This window comes from Halobellus litoreus (assembly GCF_024464595.1).
GTDB lineage: Archaea > Halobacteriota > Halobacteria > Halobacteriales > Haloferacaceae > Haloquadratum > Haloquadratum litoreum.
Genome location: NZ_JANHAW010000001.1, coordinates 337,234 through 358,209, shown reverse-complemented (window position 1 = coordinate 358,209; position 20,976 = coordinate 337,234). Strand labels below are relative to the sequence as shown.

The following is a 20,976-nucleotide window of genomic DNA, read 5'->3' as shown; positions in this document are numbered from 1 at the left end:
CCGCGACCACGGGGTGTGAGATGCCTCCCCACCACACCACGTTTCCGGTGAAATCTCTCGGCGTGGTCGTCCGCGCTCCGGAGTGCTAGGGAGCGGTACGTAGCCCTCTTAGTGAGTGCTAAGCGTGGCTGATCGAAAGTGGGTCCAAACGGATGGTGTCTCACCCCGATTCCTCGCTCCCACCCGAGTACGACACGCTGCGCGTCGGCATCGCGTTGTACGACCCGCGAGACGGATCGATACTGGACGCGAACGACCGCCTGGAATCGATCTTCGGGTACGGACGCGTTGAACTCCGAACGCTCGACGTGGATCGCTACACCGCGAACACGTACCGCTTTTCGGCGTCGGACTTCCGCGAGCGACTCGGCGCGGCCTCGTCCGGTGACTCCCAGGCGTTCACCTGGCGGGTGAAACGCGGTGACGGAGAGCTGATCTGGGTCCGCGTCCACCTGTCTCGCCAGCAACTCGACGCAGGGGAGTACGTCCGTGCGGAGATCCGCGACGTCACCGACTACTACGACGCGACCCACCGCGAGGAGTTGTTCTGGCGGATCCTCCGGCACAACCTCCGGAACAAGGCGTCGGTCATCGCCGGCTACGCCGAGGAGATCGCCGACGGCGAGGACACAGACCGGATGCGCGCGGCGGCGGAGATCATAAACGCGGCCGCGATGGACCTCGGCGACACGGCCGAATCCGTCAAAGAGATCCAACAGGCCGTCGCGCCGACGACGGGCGAGCGCCGCGTTCGCAAGGCCACTCGCGCGATTCGCGACGTCGTCGCGGACTGCCGAAGGGACCACCCCGAGGCGACGCTGACGGTCACCGAACGGGAGGCGCTGTGGATCGACGTCGACAGCGCCTTCTCACACGCGCTGACTCACGCCGTGGAGAACGCGATCGTCCACAGTGACGACGCCCGCCCGACCGTGGAACTCCGCGTGGGGCGGTCGCCCAACACCGGGCGCGTCGAAATCGCGGTCGCGGACACCAACCCCCCGATCAGAGACGCCGAACTCGACGCGCTGTTCCGGCCGGAGGCGCGGACGAACACCTTCCACGGATCCGGCGTCGGGCTGTTCGTGATGCGCTGGTGCGTGGAATCACTCGGCGGCGAGATCAGTTTCGAGCGGCGGAGCCCGCGGGGCAACACCGTCCGACTGTATCTGCCGCCGAGGGAGCCGCCGTCCGGGAGCGACGTCTCGGCCCGATCCGACAGTGAATCGCCACCGAAAGGAGACGAGCGGGACGGAGAACGCGAAGAGATCGATCGAAAAACGGGAGGGTCGTGACCCGTGCGAGGACTCGACGTCGCGCGAGTCCGGACGGGGCCTACTGGACTACTGGAACGTCCGGCTGACGTCGGCCTCTGGTTCGCGCTCGACCTCGCTGGTCTGGAAGCGCTGTTCGATCTGCTCGTAGCGCTCGCGCGTCTCGGCGGTGACGCTCGGGGCGACCTCGTCGAGGGCGTCCTCGAAGTGCTCCATCGTCACGCGGACGTTGCCGACCGATTCGGCCACCTCCTCGCGGGAGACGCTGTTGATGAACTCGCGGCTCGCGGCCATCGACGCCTCGCGGCAGACTGCCTCGATGTCGGCCCCGACGTAGCCCTCGGTCTCCGCGGCGAGTTCGTCGAGGTCGACGTCGTCGGCCAGCGGCTTGGCCTCGGTGTGGACCGCGAAGATCGCCCGTCGGCCGTCCTCGTCGGGCACGGGCACGTGGACGTGGCGGTCCAGGCGTCCCGGCCGCAGCAGCGCCGAGTCGATGAGGTCCGGCCGGTTGGTCGTCGCGACGACGACGACGTCTTCGAGGGTCTCCAGCCCGTCGAGTTCGGTCAGTAGCTGGGAGACGACGCGCTCGGAGACGCCCGAGTCGCCGGTGTTGCGGCCGCGCTCGGTCGCGATCGAGTCGATCTCGTCGAAGAAGACCACCGTGGGCGCGTTCTCGCGGGCCTTCTTGAAGATCTCACGGACGCCCTTCTCGGACTCGCCGACGTACTTGTCGAGCAGTTCCGGCCCCTTCACCGAGATGAAGTTCGACTCGGACTCGTTGGCGACGGCCTTCGCCAGCAGCGTCTTCCCGGTCCCGGGCGGCCCGTACATCAGGACGCCCTTCGCGGACTGCATGTCCATCGCGTCGAAGACCTCGGGGTATTCGAGCGGCCACTGGATCGTCTCCCGGAGGCGCTCTTTGGTGTCTTCGAGGCCGCCGACGTGTTCCCAGGTGACGTCGGGGACCTCGACGAACACCTCCCGCAGCGCCGAGGGCTCGATGCCCTTGATGGCCTCCTTGAAGTCCTCGGCGGTCACCGACAGCGACTCCAGCACCTCTGCGTCGATCTCGTCGGATTCGAGGTCCAGCTCCGGGCGGATGCGGCGCAGCGCGTTCATCGCGGCCTCTTTCGCGAGACTCGCGATGTCGGCACCGACGAAGCCGTGCGTGTTGTCGGCGTACTCGTCGAGGTCGACGGCGTCCGAGATGGGCATGTTCCGCGTGTGGACCTGGAGGATCTCCTTCCGGCCCTCGCGGTCCGGCACACCGATCTCGATCTCGCGATCGAAGCGGCCGCCGCGGCGCAGCGCCGGATCGATCGCGTCGACCCGGTTGGTCGCGCCGATGACGACGACCTCGCCGCGCTCGTCGAGACCGTCCATCAGCGAGAGCAACTGCGCGACGACGCGGCGTTCCACGTCGCCGCCGGCCTCGCCGCGCTTGGGCGCGATCGAGTCAATCTCGTCGACGAACACGATCGCCGGGGCGGCCTCCTCGGCCTCCTCGAAGATCTCGCGGAGCTGTTCCTCGGACTCCCCGTAGTACTTCGACATAATCTCCGGGCCGGAGATCGTGTGGAAGGAGGCGTCGATCTCGTTGGCGACGGCCTTCGCGATCAGGGTTTTGCCGGTGCCCGGCGGGCCGTGGAGGAGCACGCCCTTCGGCGGCTCGATACCGAGCCGCTGGAACAGTTCGGGGTGTCGCATCGGCAGTTCGATCATCTCCCGAACCTGCTCGAGTTCCCGGTCGAGTCCGCCGATGTCCTCGTAGGTGACCGACGGCGTGTCGGCCTCCTCGTCCTCGGTCGATTGGATCTCCTCGGCGGGGGTCTGGCTGATCGTCACCTCGGTCGAGTCGGTGACGACGACCGTGCCGCTCGGTTCCGTCGAGGCGACTTTCAGCGGGATCGGCTGATTCGACGAGGACATGAAGCCGAAGCCGAAGGGCACGCGGATGTTCTGCCCCTGCGTGACGGGCTGGCCCGCGAGCTTGTCCCGGAGGTGCGTCCCGATGTTACCGCTGATGCGGAGGTTCTGGGGGAGCGCGACCGAGACGTGCTTCGCGGGCTTGATATCGGCCTTCTCGACCTCGACGCGGTCGTCGATGCCGACGTTCGCCTGCTGGCGGAGTCGGCCGTCGATGCGGACCACGCCCGTGCCGCTGTCCTCGGGGTAGCCGGGCCAGACGCGGGCGATGGCGGTGCCGCCGCTCCCGTCGATCCGGATGTAGTCGCCGCCCTCTAATCCGAGTTCCTCGGCCGCCTGCCGGTCGATGGCCGCGAGTCCGCGGCCCGCGTCCTTCTGCTTGAGTGGTTTGACAGTGAGCTTCATTTTTCCACGGTGATGATCAGCACGCCGTTGTTCGTCGCGACCGACGCGTCGGGGCCGGGAAGCTCGAACTCCGCTTCGGAGATCTCGTCTCCGGTCTCGGCCACGACGATCGCCGTCGTGCCGACGACGTCGACGTCGATGTCTTCGGAGGCGAGACCGACGTCCGCCGCGAGGACCCAGCTGTCGTCGTACTCGTACCGGCGGACGATCCGATCGTCTCCACCGGCTAATTGCTTGATACTCATCGTATTCCTAACCCCAAGTTAGTCGCTAAAGTATTTAAATCTTTCGCGGCTTAATCGCATCACGGCGGCGAATATCAGTCGCGGCCGGTTGAATTGCGGTTCGACGGGTCGGCCACCCGGCGCACCCGTTCGCGGACGAGGACCGCCCCACTGCGCTCGGGGGTTTATATCGACGCCAGCCCAACGGAACCCTATGCAGACGGTCTCACACCACGGGCGGGAGACGGCCTACCGGCGGTTCGACCGCGGGGCCGACGGGCCGACGATACTCGCCGTGCACGGCAGCGGCGGCACCTACCGAGTCTGGAGCGCACAGTCGAAACTGGGGACGGCGTACCCGCTCGTTGCGCTCGACTTAAGCGGCCACGGCGAGAGCGAGGACGTCGCGGCCGAACCCGGCTACGAGACGCTCTCGGCGTACGTCGACGACGTCGTCGCCGTCGCCGAGGCCGTCGATGCCGACGCCCTCTTCGGCCACTCCCTCGGCGGCGCGGTCGTCCTGACGGCGCTCGGCGAGCGGGAACTGGAAGTCGACGGGATGGTCCTGGCCGGCACGGGGCCGCGGCTGCCGGTGCTCGACGACCTACTCCGGTGGGTCTCCGAGGACTTCGAGCGGGTCGTCGAGTTCTTCCACGAACCGGATCACCTCTTTCACGACGCCGACGCCGACACGCGGGAGGTCTCGAAGGCGGCGCTGCGAACGACCGGGCAGACGATTCTCGAACGGGACTTCCGGACGGCCCACGCGTTCGACTCCCGCGGGGAACTCGGTGCCGTCGACGTCCCGACGCTCGCGATAGTCGGCGAGTACGATCGGTTGACGCCGCCGTACTTCCACGAGGAACTTTGTTCGGAACTGCCGGACTGCGAACTGACCGTCCTCGACGACGCCGCCCACCTCGCGATGCTCGAACGCGCCGACGCGTTCAACGACTCCGTGTCGGACTTCCTGGAGCGCCGCGTCCCCGTGTGAGCCCCGGCCGTCGGCCGCTCGGCTCCGTCAGCCCGACCTGTCCAGTCCGAAATCGGCACGTCTTTCCTCGCGCTCTCGAAGACGAACCCGTGGAACCTGTCGAGACCTCCGACCCCGAGGGCGTCGACTACGGGTGGGTGATGCAGACGACGTTCGTCCTCACCATCGTGGTCGGAGCTCCGGTCGTCACCGCGCTCTCGCTCCGCGTCCCGCTGCCCACGTGGGGGGCGCGCGTCGAGTTCGCGATCCGCGTCGGGGCGGTCGTCTGGGTCCTCGTCGCGCTCGCGGTCTTCGCGTACGCGCGGCGGGTCGAGGCCGGCGACGGCGGCTCCGACCCGGACGAGATCGACCGCGGCGAGAACTGAGACTCGTCGACCGTGGCGGCTCCGAGAGCGGTGTCTCGATCCCGCCGATGCCTCCTGAGGTGGCGTATCAGTCTCGCAGACGACTCCGAAAGCCGGCGTGCGACTTCGACGCCTCCGCCCGCCGACGGCGTCCGAGTTGGCCGCGATACCCACCGCCGTCGGAAACTCTTTCACCCGAGTAGCCGACTCTCGACTATGATCGACGAGACGATCGCGGAGATCCGAGAGATGCAGACGCACAGTTCGTCGGTCGTCGCCGTCAAGGCGACGCGGGCGCTCTCGGACCTGCTGGGACGCGATCACGCCACAGTCGAGGAGTTCGAGCGCGACCTCGAACGGAACGCGAGCGCGCTCAAGCGGGCGAACCCCTCGCACGCGTCGCTGTTCAACGCGATGGAGACGGTACTCGTGAACGTCGTCGACCGAAAGGACAGCGTCGAGGAGGCCAAGTCGCTCCTCGACGAGGTGATCGACCGGGTCGTCGAGGACGTTCAGCAGGGGAAGTCGCGGGCGGCCAGGAACGCGGCCCCGACCTTCGAGGACGGCGAGACGTTCCTGATACACGACTTCTCTTCGACCGTGCTGGAGGCGGTCGAGGGGGCGGCCAGCGACGGCACGTACCTCACGGCGTACGTCACGGAGGCCCGCCCCCGGTTTCTGGGGCGAAAGACCGCGCGTCGACTCGCCGGCGTCGACCGCGTCGAACCGCACCTCGTGGTCGACGGCGCGTGCGGGACCTTTCTCCCGGAGTGCGACCGGGTCGTCCTCGGGATGGACTGCATCGTCGACGACACCCTGTACAACCGCGTCGGGACGTTCCCCATTATCGCCACGGCGAACTACCTCGACGTGCCGGTCACGGTCGTCGGGTCGGCGGCGAAGATCGTCGACGACGGGTTCGTCTTCCAGAACGAGTTCCGTCCCCCCGCGGAGATCTCCCTGGAGCCGATCGAGGACGTCGAGATCGAAAACCCCGCCTACGACGCGACGCCCGTCGAACTGATCGACGAAGTGATCACCGACAACGGCGTCGAGAATCTGTAGTCAGCGGACACTCCAACTGAATCTGCGGTTCGTCCCGTCCGGCGGCGATCACTCGCCGACGACCGACCGCCGGAAGAAGTCCGCGAACTTCTCCCGCAGCGACGTCCCGTCGCCCAGACGGAGGTAGTACGCGTCGCCGCCGTCCTCGTAATACCCGGTGATCCGCCGCTGGATCTCGAAGCCGAGGTGTTCGTAGAACGAGAGCGCTTCCTCGTTCGTCGCCCGGGCGTGACACGAGATCGTGTCGTGGTCCTGCAGCGCGGCGGCGACGAGTCGCTTGCCGTACCCCTCGCCGCGTCGTTCCGGAGCGACCGCCAAAAAGAGAATGTAGCCGTCTCGTCGGACCGACGCGAACCCGACGAGTTCGTCGTCCTCGAAGAGCAGGTGATCGCTCGCGCGCCGGTACGCGTCCACGAAGAACGCCCGGCGCTGCTTGAGAACCCCCTCCCGTTTCCGAATTCGCTCTTTGAGGTCCCACGTGCTCTCGACGAACTCGGCGGAACCGGGGGCGTCCACCCGCGTCTCGACGTTGACGCTCACGAGAGAGAATAGAACCACGACCGATATAATTCCTCCGTCGGTTCGCAAATCTGCCGCTCCGCCGGCCCGAACCTCGACGGTGGCCCTGCGAGCGCTTTTCCGTCGTGGACGGACGCAACGATCGTCGCAATCGGACACGTCGAGGGTCTCGTACGACGCGACGAGCGTTTCAGACCGGACAGACACCTCAGAAGAACGCGACGAACAGGAGCACGACGAGGATCGATCCAGTCAGGATGACCTGAACTACCGTCGAGGCGAGGACCCCGACCGTCGCCCACAGTGCGACGCGAAGCCCCGTCTCGGCGTCGGCGTGCTGGGCGAACTCGACGGCGAAGACCGTCGCGGCGATCCCGAGGACGAACCCGACCGGGCCGGCGATCAGGAGGAGGACGAGACCGACGATCACGGCGGCGGCGGTCGTGAGGGCCGAGGCCCCGCCGGCGCGGGCGGCGATGGCCCCGCCGAAGTAGTCGACGAGCATCGTGAGCAGCCCGACGGCGACGAGGACCGCGACGAGGGCCGCCGACGGTTCGGCGTACCCCGTCGACCACCAGTAGGTGAGGACGCCCGCGACGGAGAGCGCGCCGCCGGGGAGGAGCGGCAGCGCGGAGCCCACGACGCCGAGGGCGACGGCGCCGAGCGCGATCCAGGTGACGAGTTCCATACCGGACTGTCGCCGTCGACGGTGATGAACGCTGCTGTCGGTCGCGTCGGGTGTTCGGCGTGCGCTGTCGACCCGAGAGGTCCCCCTGACTCATCCACCGAACCGCTCGCGCTCGGCCTCGAGGACCTCGTTTTCCGCCCCGTAGCGATCCACGAGCGACTCGTACGCCGCCCCCAGCGCCCGGAGGCACTGCCGGGCGGACGCGTACCCCAGTTCGTCGGCAACGATGTCCGCCGGCCGGGCCTGCAGCACCTTCCCGACGAGCAGTCGCTCCTCCCGCGGCGTCAGCGGCGTCCCGGAACCGGCCGCGACGGTGGTGTCGCACGCCCCCTCGTCGGCGTCGCTGTCGCGGTTCTCGCCCCGGCCGCCGATCAGCGCCGCGAGCGCGAGGCGACGGAACGCGCGCGGGGCCGTCGCGTACTGGCCGGGACCGAACGCGACGCCGACGACGACGCGCCACTCGTAGTCGGAGAGATCCAGTGGGACGTCGGCCCGACAGGCCGCCAGCGCGCCGCGGACCACGTCGGGGTCGGCGTCGCGGAGGTGCTCGGCGAGCAGGTCGCCGATGCGGTCGCGGAACCAGCGACCGTGTCGGTCGCAGAGCGCTCGTCCCGCCTCCGAGAGCGGGTCGAACATCAGCGCGGAGTACTCGCCGCTGGACTCGTTCCGCGTCGTCGAGAGGTGGACCGTCTCGTAGCCGTTCGCCCTCCAGAAGGAGAGCAGTTCCGGCGTCGCGCCGTACCCGACGCCGAGGTAGTCGGCGTCGCCGTCGAACTCCGCGCGGATCTCCGCGAGGAGCCTCGAACCCAGCCCCCGCGAGCGAGCGGCGTGGTGCGTGGCGATGCGGACTATGCGGTAGCCCACCGGGACGCCAGCCGCCTCGTCGCGGAGCTGGCTCGTGAACACGTCCGGGAGCATATTGCCGCGGACCCGCGCGCCCTCGTACATCGAGCGCCGGGTCTCGGCGTCGAGCCCGCCCTCGCGGGCGAGCAGTGCGACGCTGACGACGTGGCCCTCGTGTTCCAGCACCCGAACCCGGAGGTTCGGCGCGTCGAGAAGACGAGCCAGGTCGTCCGGCTCCGTCCGGTAGTGCGCGAGCACGAGGAGGCCGAACACCGCCCGGAGCAGGTGTTCGTCGGCGGCGAGTTCGTCGGGGGAAATCGCCCGATAGGTGACCGACGACGGCGACGCGTCCGAGACGAGGGCCGCGACGGGCGGGCGCGCGTCGAGCAGCAGCGCGCGGAACGCCCACGACTCGACCGGGTCGGCGGGCGCGAACCGGATCGGCTCCGAGAGCGTCACTTCGGTCACGTCGTGGTCGCACGCGGCCAACTCTTCTCGGAAGCGCACGGAGAACCCGCGACCGGCCCCCTCGTACCCGTGGACGGTGGTGAAGAAGGCGACCGCCGGCGCGTCGAGGTACGAAGAGAGCAGCCGAACGGGCAGCGCCGCCGCCTCGTCGACGAGCACGACGTCGGGCGACCCCGGGAGATCCGCGGCCGCGGCCGGCGGCGCGTAGCGGACCCGGCCGCCGCCCTTCGCGTGCAACGTATCGCCGCCCGCATCGGTCTGCGTCGCCGTCGCTCGCTCGCCGCCGTCTGAGGCGCCGGTCGCCGATAGCAACTCTTCGGCTCTCGCGAAGAGATCGGACGCGTTCCGTCGGTCCGGCGCGGTGACGAGCACGTCGCGACCCTCGGCGGCGAGCGACCCGGCAGCGAGGCCGGCCGCGCTCGACTTCCCGCGGCCGCGGTCGGCCTCGACGACGACGGCGCGCCGTCGCTCCCCGTCGGTGTCGCCGCTCGCGGTCCGACGGGTCCCGCTCGTTCCCTCGCCGGCGTCACCGATTCCCTCGCTGGCGTCACCGAGCGCTTCCAGCGCGTGCAGCGCGCGCGACTGATCCGCGGTCAGGCAGGCTTCGTACGCCGCGGCGGGAAACCGCCGCGTTCCGGCCGGGGGCGTCCCGGGGGCCGACCGCGTCGACGGGGACTCGTCGGCGTCGCCGCGGCGTTCGACGGTCCCGGCGTCCACGTCGACGATGGCCACTCCCGGGTGATCGCGGAGCGTCCCGACGAGGCGCTCGCGGAACCGCCCCCCGACGTCGTCGACGCTGTGGGGCGGAACGGCCAGCGAGGACTCGAACGACCCCGAGCGGTCGGGCCAGGCGTCCAGCGGGGGAACCAGCAGGACGAACAGCCCGCCGCCGTCGACGGTGCCGACGAGCCGGCCGAGGACGTTCGGTGAGAAGTCCTCGTGCGCGTCGTAGATCACCGCCGTCCGCGTGGTGCCGAGGAGTTCGCTCGCTTGGGTCGGAGCCACGCGGTCGAACCGGAACCCGTCGGTCGCCGAGACGATCGTCGTCTCATCGTCGGGGATTTGGGCTCCCTCGACGGCGTCGAAAGCGGCGTCGATGCCGGCGTCCCGCTCGCCCGCGAGGACGAGCAGGCGTCGGTGGTCCGTCCGCCGGGCCGCCGCGCGGAGGTCCGCTGCGAGGGCGGCGACGTTCATACGCTGGGATCGTCCCGACCGTGTAAGGAAATTGCGTTCGATTCTCCGCGGGGCCGGTGGGTATGGTCGGCCACGAGAGGTGGCGGTTCGGTCGCCGACGACGGTCCGTGGGATAGTCGTCCGTGGGGCAGTGGCAACGACTTTGCCGCGTGTGTCGACGTGCCACGGCACGGCGCCATTGAAAGCGCTTTTATGCGATCCGGAGCAACCGAAGTGTACAGCCTGCCCGGGGTTGATGATACTCCCCGCCGTCAGGGAAACCGGTATTTCCGGCGGGGCAGTCGAGCCCGCGAGCAGGAGAGGTGAACAACCAATGCCAGTCTACGTAGAATTCGACGTCCCAGCCGACCTCGCAGAGGATGCCCTCGAGGCCCTCGAGGTCGCCCGAGACACAGGAACCGTAAAGAAAGGAACCAACGAGACGACCAAGGCCGTCGAGCGCGGCACCGCCGAGCTCGTCTTCGTCGCCGAGGACGTCTCGCCCGAAGAGATCGTGATGCACCTGCCCGAACTCGCCGACGAGAAGGGGATCCCCTACGTCTTCATCGAGACGCAGGACGAGGTCGGCCAGGCCGCCGGCCTCGAGGTCGGCTCGGCCGCCGCCGCCATCGTCGACGCCGGCGATTCGGAGGGTGACGTCGAAGACATCGCCGCGAAGCTCGAGGAACTGCGGTAAGCGACGATGAGCGCAGAAGAGACCGCCAGCGACTCGACGTCCGCGGAGGTCATCGAGATCGTTGGCAAGACAGGGATGCACGGCGAGGCCATGCAGGTCAAGTGCCGCATCCGAGAGGGCTCGAACCAGGGCCGCATCATCACGCGGAACGTCCTGGGCCCCGTCCGCGAGGGCGACATCCTGCAGCTTCGCGAGACGCAGCGGGACGCCGACTCCATCGGAGGTCGATAACCAATGGTCGAAACGCGCACGTGCGATTACACCGGCGAGGAGATCGAACCCGGCACGGGCACGATGCTCGTCAAGAAGGACGGAACGATCCTCCACTTCAAGGACTCGAAGGCCGAGAAGAACTACCGGCTCGGCCGCGAGCCCCGCGATCTAGAGTGGACCGAAGCGGGCCGTAACGAGGGCGGCAACGAATGAGCGACGACGAGCGCACGTTCGTGATGGTCAAGCCCGACGGCGTCCAGCGCGGCCTCATCGGCGAGATCGTCTCCCGGTTCGAGGAGCGCGGGCTGAAACTCGTCGGCGGGAAGTTCATGCAGATCGACGACGAGCTCGCTCACGAACACTACGGCGAGCACGCCGATAAGCCGTTCTTCGACGGCCTCGTCGACTTCATCACTTCCGGCCCGGTCTTCGCGATGGTCTGGGAGGGCGCGGACGCGACCCGACAGGTCCGTTCGATGGTCGGCGAGACCGACCCCGCCGAGTCCGCCCCGGGCACGATCCGCGGCGACTTCGGCCTGGACCTCGGCCGCAACGTCATTCACGCCTCCGATCACGAGGACGAGGGCGCGAACGAGCGAGAGATCGACCTCTTCTTCGACGACGAGGAACTGCTCGACTACGAGCGGATCGACGCTCCCTGGCTGTACGAGTAGGTCGCTCGCCGATTCGTTTTCCCCGTCGCGATCGACGGGGTCTCTCATCCGTTCGATGAGGCCGGGGTGGACACCTCCCGGTCTGCAGAGAGGAGAGAGCGACGCGTAGTCGGGGCCGGACGTAGAGGCCCGGGCACCGAGTATCCGATCGGGGACGACTAACTTTTCGGCGCGGCGACCTCGATCTCGCCGGCGTCCAGTTCGGCCTCGACCTCGCGGGCGGCCTGGACCATATTCGAAATCTTCCGGTAGGCCACCTCGCGCGGAAGCAACTTCACGCCACAGTCCGGCGAGACGGTGAGCCGGTCGGGCGAAACGACCTTCAGCCCTTGCTGGATATTGCGTTTGATCTCCGCGACGGACTCGACTTCGGCGTCGTGGACATCGACGACGCCGAGCGCGAGGTCCGGTTCGAACTCGGTGCCCCGGAACACGTCGATCTGCTCGTAGCCGTCGTTGCAGAGTTCGACGTCGAACTCGTCGATCGGGAAATCGTTGATCTCCGGGTAGATGCGGGAGTAGTCGCCGTAGCAGACGTGCAGACAGACCCGGACCTCCTCGGGGATGCCGTCGACGATGCGCTCCATCGACTCGCCGACGATCGCGTGGTCGTTCGGCGTCGTCGCGAGCGCGGGTTCGTCGATCTGCACGTAGCGCGCGCCGGCGTCGACGAGGCCCCTCACTTCCTCGTTGACCAGGTCCGCGAGGTCGTAGGCGAGCGATTCGGTGTCGTCGTAGGCCTCGTTGAACGACCACCGCGCGAGCGTGTACGGCCCGGTGATCGGGACTTTCACCGGTCTCGACGCGACGCCCGCGGTGAACTCGAACTCGTCCAACAACCACGGTTCGTCGTACTCGACCTCCGAGACGACCGAGGGCTTGTCGAAGTAGTTGTGTCCCCACACCTTCACGGGGCCGTTGAACTCGTAGCCGGGGATCCGGTGGGCGAAGTACTCGACCATCTCCTCGCGGCGCATCTCGCCGTCGACGACCGTGTCGAGACCGGCGCGCTCGTGTTCGTGCGTGATCAGGCGCGCGGCGTCGTCGTAGGCCTCCTTCAGGTCCGTGTCGTCGAACGCCGCGTCGGGATCCTCCGAGAGGTCCTTCGCCCGGTTGAGCCACGTCGGCTTCGGGTAGCTCCCGACGACGGTCGTCAGGAGGAAGTGCTCGGCGTCGTGATCACCCGGCCTGAACTGCGCCCGGTTGTCGGGGTTCCGGACCATCAGGCCGTCACCTCCGTGTCGAGGTCGGCGGCCGTGGCCAACGCGGCGAGTTTCGCGCGGTGCTTGTTGACCGGGAGGTAGAACGTCTCCGTGTTCGTGCTCAGATACACGGTCCCGAAGTCGGTCGCCGGAACCTGGTCGGTGAACCACGCCGCGCGCTCCCGCAGCGTCTCCGCGGACTCGACGAGCGTGTTCTGCCCGTCGGCGACGCCGAGCGCGACGTCCCCGGTGACGCCGTACTCGACGGCGTTGTACACGGTCTGCTCTCTGTCGTCGGCGACGAGGTCCAGGCCGAACGCGGCGACGTCGGCGTCCATCAGGTGCGCGTAGGTCTTCTCGTCGAGCGCGCCGAAGTAGGTGTGGACGACGACGTCGGCGCCGGTCGCGGCGGCCACGGCGTCGATGGCCTCGGGAACGGCCGACGCGAGGTCGTCCCCCGGCGGGTTCGTGACGAGCGACGGCTCTAGCAAAAACAGCGTCTCGTGGGCGGGGAAGGACTCGACTTCGCCGGCCAGGAAGTCCGCGACCGCCGAGAGGAACTGGCCGTCGTCGCCGTAGTGTTCGTCCGTCGCGAGATCGGCCAGCGAGTACGGCCCCGGGAGGACCGCCTGGAGGGGAGCGGCGTCGTCGAACAGGTCCCGAGCGGCCACCAACTCCTCGGCGACGTCGCCGGAGGGAGTCAACTCGCCCACGACCCGGGGATTCCGGTAGAAGTTGTTGTTGTCGTAGTACCGGCTGATCCGACCGGTCTCGACGTTGTCGTGGACGGCGAGCGGATGGGCGATCATATCGTCCCAGCGGAGTTGACCCTCGACGACCCGATCCAGACCCGCGTCGAACTGGTCGTCGACGATCTCCGCGCGGGCCCGTCCGTACGCCGAGACGACCGATTCGGACTCGTCGCCCGAGATGAGATCGACCTTCTGACGGCCCTTCAGTTCCGAGAGTTCCGACTTCGCCCAGCCCGGAAGCGGGAACAGTCCCGGCGTCGTCGCGACGAGTTCAGTCATCGACGGTCGCTACGAAATGCCGCTGCTTAATATTTGCTAAAGTGTATTATTACTGTAGGTGATTCGTCTGTTTCCGCTCGTCACTGGGAAGATCCCCCGGTAGCGGTCAGCGCGAGCACCGAGAGCGACTCGAACGGATACGACTCTTCGACGACGACCTCGTGGTCGAAGCCGCACGCGTCGACTCGGTCGAGAACCGCGTCGTACCCCGTGAGCGAACTCACGAGCAGGAGCCCGACGCCGCCGGGGGCGAGCACCCGACCGACGGCCTCGAGGAACGGGTCGATCAGTTCCTGACCGGACTCCCCGCCCGACAGCGCCCGCTCCATCCAGTCGTCCCACTCGTTTTCCGGGTCCGTGGGGAGATACGGGGGATTGAACGCGACCGTGTCGAACGCGTCGTCGGCGAACGGGGACACGAGGTTCGCGCGCACGACGTCGAAGAGCGATCCCGATCCATCGGGTTCTGTGCGGTCGCCCGTCGAATCGCTGACGCCAGCCTCCTCCGGGCCGCCTTCAACGGCACGCCGCCGCGCCGCCCGACAGGCGTGCGGACTCAGGTCGCTCGCGACGACCGACGACACGTCCGGGACCTCACGGGCCGCCCGTGCGGCGACCCAGCCCGAGCCGGTGCCGACCTCCAACAGCCGCCCCCGGCCACGCTTCTCGATCGCGTCGGCGAGGAGCCCGGAGTCCTCCGCCGGCTGGTACACGTTCGTCTCGACGCCGCGCCGCGCCGCGAGGTCCCGTGCGGTCCGTTCGGTCACGAGTCGCCCCCGTCGCCGCCGTCCGGCGTCGGTTCCACCTGTCGCTGTGCGGGCCGCTCGTCGCCGGCGAGGACGAACCCGCCGTCCTCGGTTCGGCCCATCAGTTCCCGCTGCGGGAACGGGATCTTGATGTCCTCTTCCTCCAGCGCCGCTTTGACCGCGCCGATCACCGCCGTCTTCGAGCGCCACTTCCGCCGGGCGCTCGGGTTGTCGATCCAGTAGCGCACGCCGAGGACGACCGCGGAGTCGTCGAGTCGCTTGAGCACCACCTGCGGCGTCGGGACGTTCATCGGATCGTCGAGCTTCGAGACGGCCCGATTCGCGATCGTCGCGGCCCGCTCGGGATCGGCGTCGTAGTCGACACCGACCTCGACCTCGATGCGGAGCCGCCCCTTCCGGCTCCGGTTGACCAGGCTCTCCGAAGAGACGACGTCGTTGGGGATCATCACGTACTCGCCGTCGAACGTCTGGATGCGCGTGTTGACGATGGTGATATCGGTCACGATCCCCTCGTAGTCGCCCACTTGAATCCAGTCGCCGATCTCGAAGGGTCGAGAGAACATCAGGACGAACCCCGCCAGGAGCGCCCCCAGGGTCTGTCGGGCCGCCATCCCGACGACGATCCCGAGGAACCCCGCGCCGACGAGGAACCCGCCGACGTTGACGTTCCACAGCGAGAGGATGATCGCGAGCGCGAGGAGGTACAGCGTGACCTGCCCGAGCCGAAAGGCGATCTCGCCCTCGTGCTCGCCGATCGACGATCGCGTCTCCGCGAGTTCCTCGGCGAGTTGTCGGACCAGCCCCGTCATCGTGTACGCGCCGATCAGAAACAGCGCCGAGATGCCGATCCTGACGAGCGTCTCGGGACCGTAGTTCTGGCCGAAGACGCCGATCAACTCGTCCGAGAGCCCCCAGACGCCGACGATCGCCACCCCGGCCGTCGCCGCGGCGAGCATCGTCCCCAGCGTGATCAAGAGGTGCCACGCCGTCGACGGCAGGCGCTCGGGAGCGGCTTCGTGGAGTCGGTCGGTCCGGGCCAGGAGCGCCATCGTGGCGACGCCGATAGCGAAGGTGACGGCGATCCGGCCGGTGAACGTCGGGACCAGTTCCGAGAGACGCACCAGTGCGCTTCCGATTCCGCCGAGACCGCCGAACGACGTCTGGAGGGTTCCGAACATAGATTGGTGGAACTCAGCGACCGTGCTCGTCCGCGATTGCGGTCAGCTCCGCGAACGCTTCGGGCGCGAGCGACCCCGCCCGCGCACGTAACAGGTCCTCGTTTACCCCCTCGACCGCGGCGACGACCGCTTCGGGGTCCGACAGTCCCGAGATGTGCGCCGTGTTCCGGATCCCGTTTCGGATCGTCTTGCGACGCTGGGTGAAGAGCGCCTTCACGAAGTCGAAGAAGAACGACTCGTCGTCGACGACGTAGTCCGGCTCCCGCGGCCGGAGCCGGACGATCGCGCTCTCGACCGCCGGCGCGGGGTCGAACGCCGTCGGTGGCACGATTTCGACCACCTCGACGTCGGCGTAGTGTTGCGCCGTGACCGACAGCCGTCCGTACGCGTCGGTGCCCGGTTCGGCCGCCATCCGCTCGCCGAACTCCCGCTGGAACATCAACACGAGCGGACGGTTCTCGGGGAGCAGTCGGAAGGTGATCTCCGAGGAGATACCGTACGGGAGGTTCGAGACGGCGGCGGAAAACTCGGGGAGGTCGACGTCGAGGGCGTCGCCCTCGACCACCCGCAACCGCCCGGCGTCGACCGCCTCCGCGAACTCCTCGCGGAGGAACGCCGCGAGCGGCGGGTCGCGCTCGACGACGGTCACCTCGTCGCCGACGCGGAGCAACCGATCGGTGAGTGCGCCCGTCCCGCCTCCGATTTCGAGGAGGTGGCTGGTGTCGGCGTCCTCGGGGAGGTACGTGGGAATCCGATCGAGCACTCGGTCGTCGACCAGGAAGTGCTGATCCCGATCCGGGTCGCCGCGCACCCCCGCCCGACGGCGCAGGTCGTCGGGATCACGAGGTTCCGGGGCCCCGCCGGGCGTCGTATCAGTCATTGCCGTCCGTTGCGGGTGGGAGAGTGTAAACGTCTCGGGTCGCGATTCCACCGCCGCGCCAGGTCCGGAGGATCGGGACACCGAGACTCCGGCCGCTTACGCCGGCGCTTCCGGTACTAGCGGCGGGTGCTAGGACTCGCGGCCGACGAAGGTCTTGTACTTCAGGTCGTCGTCGCGCAACTCCTCTAAGATCCGCTCGACGAGGACTTCCTTCGGCCGGTGGAGGCCCGAGACGCGATCTTCGACGTCCTCGAAACTCTCGAAGGGGCCGCGCTTGCGCTGATCTAGGATGTTGTTCCGGAGTTTCTTCCCGATCCCGGGCAGCAGGTTCAGCTGGTGGAGCCGGAGGGTGATCGGCTGCGCGTCGTTGTAGAAGTCGACGAAGCGGCGCTCGTTCGCGTCGACGATCTCCTCGATCGCGTACTCGAGCTCGGCGTTCGCGGTGTTCGAGAGGTCGTCGTAGGTCACCTGTTTGAACCCCGAGACGGCGTCGCGCGCCTCCGTCGGGCCGATCACGACGCGGTCACCGATCGAGACGTCCGCGTCGTCCGACAGCGTCACCTCGAAGAGGCGGAAGTCGCGCTCGCCGAGCGCGTACGCGAGCGGTGATTTCCGGTGACGAGGCCGGTCGTCGTCCGCGCGTCCGTGAGGCAGGTGATCCAGGACGACCGCGTAGCGCACGTCCTCGGGGTCGGATTCGCGTTCGCCCGTCCGGTCGGCGTCGTCGCCTGCCGAGTCGGTCGGGCCGTCGGCGTCTCCGCTCTCGGTCGTGGTCATATCGTGACGTACGGCGAGGGTCTATTTAAATAGTTGGCCGTGAGAAGTCGCAACCGAGCGGGGCGGACGCTCGGTTCTAGACGTACTTCGCGACGACGTTCAACACGTCGTCGAGTTCGTCGCCGCTGAGCGCGTAGCGCTCCTGCGCGTACACCGCACGGAGTTCGTCCCGGCTCTGCGGGAGGAGGTCCGCGATCTTGATCGCCGTCGTCGCGTCGACCTTCTCCAGTTCGAGGAGTTCCTCGACGAGGTCTCGGGACTCCTCGGGGTCGAGGTGGGCGAACCGGTTCACGTGTTCGATGGCGCGGGCCAGCTCGTAGCGCAGCTCTCGATCCTCGTCCGCGGCGCGCTCGGCTTCGACGTCCTCCAGGAGGGTCTTGACCTCCGAGACGGTCAAGTACTCCTCGTCTACCTTCTCTTTGAAGATGGTCATCGGCGTCGGAGTTACTCCTGAGCGCGCAGGTGGGCGGGGCGAGCGATGAGCGTCTTCTCTTTGCCGCCGTCGACGATCCGGACCTTGAACGCGCGGCCCTGTTTGCCGACGACCTCGCCGGTGTGGCCGTTGAAACGGGGGTGGAACCGACCTTTGCGAACGCTCGGGTCGATTTTCAGGTGGACCTTCTGGCCCTCGTCGTACTCCGCGATCGCGCGCTGCGGCGGCGACGTCCCGCGCTCGCGCGGCTTGTTCGAGAGCTTTCCTCGCGTACCGTGAAGTGGACCGTTGGAACTCGGCATAGTCGTTGGAGGCAGTACTTCCGACGCGGTTATAAAACGCACGTTCCCGTTCCGTCAGTCGACGGGGGCGACCCGGGACGACGTGTCGGTTCCGATCGTACTCTGTCGCCGCCGCGCCCGGCGCCGCCGCCGCGTCTCGACAAAATCTAAACCACCGGGCGTTGTACGGCCGGGTATGGCACAGCAACACGCTTCCGGCGGCCAGCTCCCCGACGAGATCGATCGCGCCACCGACGGCGGCGGATCGGTGGATCACGATTCCAGTTCCCGGCTCGAAACGTTCGGGCTCGGCGTCTCGGTGAGCATCCTTCTCGGTGCGGTGGTCGGCGTCGCGGCCGCGGCCTCCCTCGACGCCGGCGGGCTGCCGCTCCTGCTCGCGCTCGGGACCGGCTTCATCCTCTCGCCGCTGGTCGGTCTGCTGTTCCTGCAGCGCGAGGAGTAGCGAGCGCGCGAGGGTCGCCGGCGACGCAGTCGGGCGCTTCGGACGAGGAACCGCCTGGACGGCGCACACGGCGATCGCTATCGGGGTTGTATCGATCACCGGCCGCGAGATCGGCCGGTCGAGAAGAACCGTCGGCTACGGCGTCAGATGCGGCCGACGTTTTCGACGGAGACGCTCTCGACGCCGTCGACGTCGTGGAACGCCTCTTCGACAGCCTCGGTGCCGCCCGCGTCGTCGGGGACGATCACGGTCGGCAGCAGCGCGACCAGCCCGAACGCGACGTCGTCGCGCTCGAACCCGTTGATCTTCGCGCCCTCGGGCAGCGACTGTTCGAGCCGCTCTTGGAGGTCGTCGAGGTCGATATCGGGGCTGTTCGGCATGACCTTGATCTTGGCAGCTACCTTTCCCATCGTTCAGGGTCCCATAAACCCGCAGTCGGGGCACTCATAGAGGTTGCTCTGCTTTCGGCACTTCGCACACCGCGAGATCTCGTGGCCACAGTCCGGACAGTTGAACGTCGCCGCGCTCATGCCGGAGATGTTGATGCCACAGGACACGCACTGTCGGGCGTGTCGCTGTTCGGACTGGCTCATACCATAGAGCACCCGGCGGCGACTTTTAACGGTTGTCTTTCCCGGCTCCCCGGTGGACCCGTCGGTCGCGGGGGCGTCCTCCCGTTGCCCGTCCCGACGGCTCAACCCAGCGCGATCGGCCCGAAGAGCACCCCCATCAGGTGAACGCGTCGCGCGCCGACTCGGGGCGGCAGCAGTCCGACGAGCGCGGCGAGACAGAAGACGGCCCCGCCGATCCGGCCCGCGAAGCCGACCGCGAGCGCGAGCAGGAGCCCCAGGACGACGACGAGCAGCGGCCGGCGCGGCAGGCGACGCACGATCGATAGATAGCGCTCGCCGACGATGAGCAGGAGCACGATGCCGAGGCCCGCGGCGAAAACGATCACCAGGAGCATTCCGAGCAATCCCATCGGTGCGATCGCGGACCCGTCGCCCGCCGGCCCCACGAGCGACGAGAGCGCGACGGTCACCCCACTGCGTGGCGCGCCGAGGACCGCGAGCGAGGCGACCGCAAAGACGGCCGTCGCCGTGTCGGCCCCGCTGGTCGCGACGACGTAGGCGCGGTCAGAGCCGCGCCCCGCGGGCCCGCTTCCGCCCGCCCCGCCGAGGGCGAGCACCGCGGCGACGCCCGCGGAGACGCCCGGGAGGTAGCCGACGAGCGCGCCCCCGCCGACGCCGGCCAGCGCGGCCCGGACCGCCTCGATTCGCGACAGTCCGAGCGTCGTCCCATCCTGCGGCGGGATCGCCCCACGGGCGTCGAGCGCGTCGAGCAGGATCGGCGCCCCGAACAGCCCGCCGAAGATCGGGGCCAGCATCGACGCCGCTCCCTCGGGCGTCAGCACGCCCGTCGCGGGCAGATCGAGCGTCAGGAAGCCGAGCGCGGTCGCGACGCCGAGACAGAGGACACCGCCGAGGCGCGCTCGTCGGGTCGGTTCCGCGAGGACCAACAGCGCGGCCACGAGCGCCAGCAGGACCGGCAGCGCGGCGAGGAGCCACTCACGGCCGGCGGCGACGACGCGCGACAGCGGGAGCGCGACCGCGACCGCCCCCGCGAGCGCGACGCCGCTTCCCACCGCCGAGAGCCGGATCGCCTCCCGCCCGCGACCCGCGAGGACGAGTCGGTGACCCGGGAGGGCTCCCGGCGCGGTCGCGGCGTCGGGGACGCCGAGGACGAGTCCGGGCACGATCGAGAGGAACGTGTGCACCACGCCGGCCGCGAGGATCGCCGCGCCGACCGCCACCGGCGGGCCGTCGACGCTCGGCGCGACGCCAACGAGGACGAACGCGACGCTGTTGACGTGGAGCCCCGGGATCAGCCCCGTGAGCGTTCCGAGCGCCACGCCGAGGAGCGCGTACGCGAGTGTGATCGAGGGCGACGCCATCGCGACGCAGTGGTCCCGCTCTGGTACTTGAACGTTCGCGGTGGGACCACACCCGTCCGACAGCGCCGCCGCTGGTCACGAAGCGTCGAAAGAAATCGAATCGAAGGGGCTGCGCGACGTCCGGATGGGACGGTCGGCGTCTTCGTTCTGAGCGTCCGGGCTCAGCCGAAGAGGTTGCCGAGACCCTCGCCGGAGGCCTCTTCGTCCTCGTCCTCGTCGTCGGCTTCCTCGGCCTCGTCGGCCTCCTCGGCCTCCTCGGCTTCCTCTTCCTCGTCGGCCGTTTCGACGGCACCGGAGTCGCCGCCCGCGGCGGGCGCGGGAGCGGCGGCGGCCGTCTCGACGGCCTCGTCGATGTCGACGTCCTCGAGCGCGGCGACGAGCGCCTTCACTCGGGACTCTTCGACGTCCACACCGGCGGCCTCGAGGACCGCGGTGATGTTCTCTTCGTTGATCTCTGCGCCCGATTCGTTCAGGGTGAGAGCTGCGTAAACGTATTCCATTGT

Annotated in this window: 26 protein-coding genes; 9 read left to right on the top strand and 17 right to left on the bottom strand. The window is 68.5% G+C overall.

Going from position 1 to position 20,976, the window contains the following annotated elements; genetic code table 11:
* Positions 1-152 precede the first annotated feature (152 nt).
* A complete protein-coding gene (locus NO360_RS01835; RefSeq protein ID WP_256305667.1) occupies positions 153-1,295 on the top strand; it encodes a PAS domain-containing sensor histidine kinase in 1,143 nt (380 codons plus the stop codon).
* A 48-nt stretch (positions 1,296-1,343) separates the two neighbouring features.
* On the opposite strand, the gene NO360_RS01830 is transcribed toward NO360_RS01835, so the two are convergent.
* Both NO360_RS01830 and NO360_RS01825 read right to left on the bottom strand, forming a co-directional pair.
* Complete coding sequence (locus NO360_RS01830; protein WP_256305666.1) at positions 1,344-3,605, bottom strand: CDC48 family AAA ATPase; 2,262 nt, start codon at positions 3,603-3,605, stop codon at positions 1,344-1,346.
* Positions 3,602-3,850, bottom strand: a complete 249-nt coding sequence (locus NO360_RS01825) for an Hsp20/alpha crystallin family protein (protein WP_256305665.1) — start codon at positions 3,848-3,850, stop codon at positions 3,602-3,604. Before NO360_RS01825 ends, NO360_RS01830 begins: the two co-directional genes overlap by 4 nt.
* A 193-nt stretch (positions 3,851-4,043) precedes the next feature.
* On the opposite strand from NO360_RS01825, the gene NO360_RS01820 reads away from it, so the two are divergent.
* The 3 genes from NO360_RS01820 to NO360_RS01810 all read left to right on the top strand — a co-directional run bounded on the left by NO360_RS01820 (position 4,044) and on the right by NO360_RS01810 (position 6,232).
* Positions 4,044-4,823 (top strand): alpha/beta fold hydrolase, encoded by a 780-nt coding sequence (locus NO360_RS01820; RefSeq protein WP_256305664.1) that lies wholly within the window; start codon positions 4,044-4,046, stop codon positions 4,821-4,823.
* Positions 4,824-4,912: 89 nt separating this feature from the next.
* Positions 4,913-5,188, top strand: coding sequence for a DUF5822 domain-containing protein (locus NO360_RS01815; RefSeq protein ID WP_256305663.1), 276 nt, complete (start codon positions 4,913-4,915; stop codon positions 5,186-5,188).
* A 195-nt stretch (positions 5,189-5,383) separates the two neighbouring features.
* The gene (locus tag NO360_RS01810) at positions 5,384-6,232 is read left to right on the top strand and encodes an eIF2B alpha/beta/delta subunit family protein (protein ID WP_256305662.1); all 849 of its coding nucleotides are present in this window, start codon (positions 5,384-5,386) and stop codon (positions 6,230-6,232) included.
* Positions 6,233-6,280: 48 nt separating this feature from the next.
* Here the strand turns inward: NO360_RS01810 and NO360_RS01805 are convergent, their stop codons facing one another.
* From NO360_RS01805 to tmcA, 3 genes are all read right to left on the bottom strand, one after another.
* Positions 6,281-6,772, bottom strand: a complete 492-nt coding sequence (locus NO360_RS01805) for a GNAT family N-acetyltransferase (protein WP_256305661.1) — start codon at positions 6,770-6,772, stop codon at positions 6,281-6,283.
* A gap of 187 nt (positions 6,773-6,959) precedes the next feature.
* Entirely contained in the window at positions 6,960-7,439 is a 480-nt protein-coding gene (locus NO360_RS01800) for a DUF456 family protein (RefSeq protein ID WP_256305660.1), read from the bottom strand.
* A gap of 90 nt (positions 7,440-7,529) precedes the next feature.
* Positions 7,530-9,944 carry a tRNA(Met) cytidine acetyltransferase TmcA gene (tmcA, locus tag NO360_RS01795; RefSeq protein WP_256305659.1) on the bottom strand — a complete coding sequence of 805 codons (2,415 nt, stop codon included), beginning with the start codon at positions 9,942-9,944 and terminating at the stop codon, positions 7,530-7,532.
* A 313-nt stretch (positions 9,945-10,257) separates the two neighbouring features.
* Between tmcA and rpl7ae the strand changes: the two genes are divergently transcribed.
* The 4 genes from rpl7ae to ndk are packed head-to-tail and all read left to right on the top strand — an operon-like array spanning position 10,258 to position 11,507.
* Positions 10,258-10,620 (top strand): 50S ribosomal protein L7Ae, encoded by a 363-nt coding sequence (gene rpl7ae, locus NO360_RS01790; protein ID WP_103990237.1) that lies wholly within the window; start codon positions 10,258-10,260, stop codon positions 10,618-10,620.
* Between the two features lie 6 nt (positions 10,621-10,626).
* Positions 10,627-10,851 (top strand): 30S ribosomal protein S28e, encoded by a 225-nt coding sequence (locus NO360_RS01785; RefSeq protein ID WP_049986948.1) that lies wholly within the window; start codon positions 10,627-10,629, stop codon positions 10,849-10,851.
* 3 nt (positions 10,852-10,854) lie between these two features.
* Positions 10,855-11,046 carry a 50S ribosomal protein L24e gene (locus NO360_RS01780; protein ID WP_256305658.1) on the top strand — a complete coding sequence of 64 codons (192 nt, stop codon included), beginning with the start codon at positions 10,855-10,857 and terminating at the stop codon, positions 11,044-11,046.
* Entirely contained in the window at positions 11,043-11,507 is a 465-nt protein-coding gene (ndk, locus tag NO360_RS01775; protein ID WP_256305657.1) for a nucleoside-diphosphate kinase, read from the top strand. Before NO360_RS01780 ends, ndk begins: the two co-directional genes overlap by 4 nt.
* Before the next feature lie 158 nt (positions 11,508-11,665).
* On the opposite strand, the gene NO360_RS01770 is transcribed toward ndk, so the two are convergent.
* The 8 genes from NO360_RS01770 to NO360_RS01735 all read right to left on the bottom strand — a co-directional run bounded on the left by NO360_RS01770 (position 11,666) and on the right by NO360_RS01735 (position 18,077).
* Positions 11,666-12,730, bottom strand: a complete 1,065-nt coding sequence (locus NO360_RS01770; RefSeq protein ID WP_256305656.1) for a methionine synthase — start codon at positions 12,728-12,730, stop codon at positions 11,666-11,668.
* Positions 12,730-13,740 carry a 5-methyltetrahydropteroyltriglutamate--homocysteine methyltransferase gene (locus tag NO360_RS01765; RefSeq protein WP_256305655.1) on the bottom strand — a complete coding sequence of 337 codons (1,011 nt, stop codon included), beginning with the start codon at positions 13,738-13,740 and terminating at the stop codon, positions 12,730-12,732. Before NO360_RS01765 ends, NO360_RS01770 begins: the two co-directional genes overlap by 1 nt.
* A gap of 80 nt (positions 13,741-13,820) precedes the next feature.
* A complete protein-coding gene (locus tag NO360_RS01760) occupies positions 13,821-14,507 on the bottom strand; it encodes a HemK2/MTQ2 family protein methyltransferase (RefSeq protein WP_256305654.1) in 687 nt (228 codons plus the stop codon).
* Entirely contained in the window at positions 14,504-15,685 is a 1,182-nt protein-coding gene (locus tag NO360_RS01755) for a mechanosensitive ion channel family protein (protein ID WP_256305653.1), read from the bottom strand. Before NO360_RS01755 ends, NO360_RS01760 begins: the two co-directional genes overlap by 4 nt.
* Positions 15,686-15,698: 13 nt before the next feature.
* On the bottom strand, positions 15,699-16,565 hold the full coding sequence (locus NO360_RS01750) for a 16S ribosomal RNA methyltransferase A (RefSeq protein WP_256305652.1): 867 nt from the start codon (positions 16,563-16,565) through the stop codon (positions 15,699-15,701).
* Between the two features lie 129 nt (positions 16,566-16,694).
* The gene (locus NO360_RS01745) at positions 16,695-17,342 is read right to left on the bottom strand and encodes a DUF655 domain-containing protein (RefSeq protein WP_256305651.1); all 648 of its coding nucleotides are present in this window, start codon (positions 17,340-17,342) and stop codon (positions 16,695-16,697) included.
* A gap of 76 nt (positions 17,343-17,418) precedes the next feature.
* Entirely contained in the window at positions 17,419-17,775 is a 357-nt protein-coding gene (locus tag NO360_RS01740) for an RNA polymerase Rpb4 family protein (protein ID WP_256305650.1), read from the bottom strand.
* Positions 17,776-17,786: 11 nt separating this feature from the next.
* Positions 17,787-18,077, bottom strand: a complete 291-nt coding sequence (locus NO360_RS01735) for a 50S ribosomal protein L21e (protein ID WP_256305649.1) — start codon at positions 18,075-18,077, stop codon at positions 17,787-17,789.
* 175 nt (positions 18,078-18,252) lie between these two features.
* On the opposite strand from NO360_RS01735, the gene NO360_RS01730 reads away from it, so the two are divergent.
* Positions 18,253-18,519, top strand: coding sequence for a glycine zipper domain-containing protein (locus tag NO360_RS01730; RefSeq protein ID WP_256305648.1), 267 nt, complete (start codon positions 18,253-18,255; stop codon positions 18,517-18,519).
* Between the two features lie 143 nt (positions 18,520-18,662).
* On the opposite strand, the gene NO360_RS01725 is transcribed toward NO360_RS01730, so the two are convergent.
* The 4 genes from NO360_RS01725 to rpl12p all read right to left on the bottom strand — a co-directional run bounded on the left by NO360_RS01725 (position 18,663) and on the right by rpl12p (position 20,973).
* Positions 18,663-18,929, bottom strand: a complete 267-nt coding sequence (locus NO360_RS01725; protein ID WP_256305647.1) for an elongation factor 1-beta — start codon at positions 18,927-18,929, stop codon at positions 18,663-18,665.
* 3 nt (positions 18,930-18,932) lie between these two features.
* A complete protein-coding gene (locus tag NO360_RS01720) occupies positions 18,933-19,112 on the bottom strand; it encodes an HVO_2753 family zinc finger protein (RefSeq protein WP_081927459.1) in 180 nt (59 codons plus the stop codon).
* A gap of 101 nt (positions 19,113-19,213) precedes the next feature.
* Entirely contained in the window at positions 19,214-20,473 is a 1,260-nt protein-coding gene (locus tag NO360_RS01715) for a tripartite tricarboxylate transporter permease (RefSeq protein WP_256305646.1), read from the bottom strand.
* Between the two features lie 161 nt (positions 20,474-20,634).
* Positions 20,635-20,973, bottom strand: a complete 339-nt coding sequence (gene rpl12p / locus NO360_RS01710; protein ID WP_256305645.1) for a 50S ribosomal protein P1 — start codon at positions 20,971-20,973, stop codon at positions 20,635-20,637.
* Positions 20,974-20,976 lie beyond the last annotated feature (3 nt).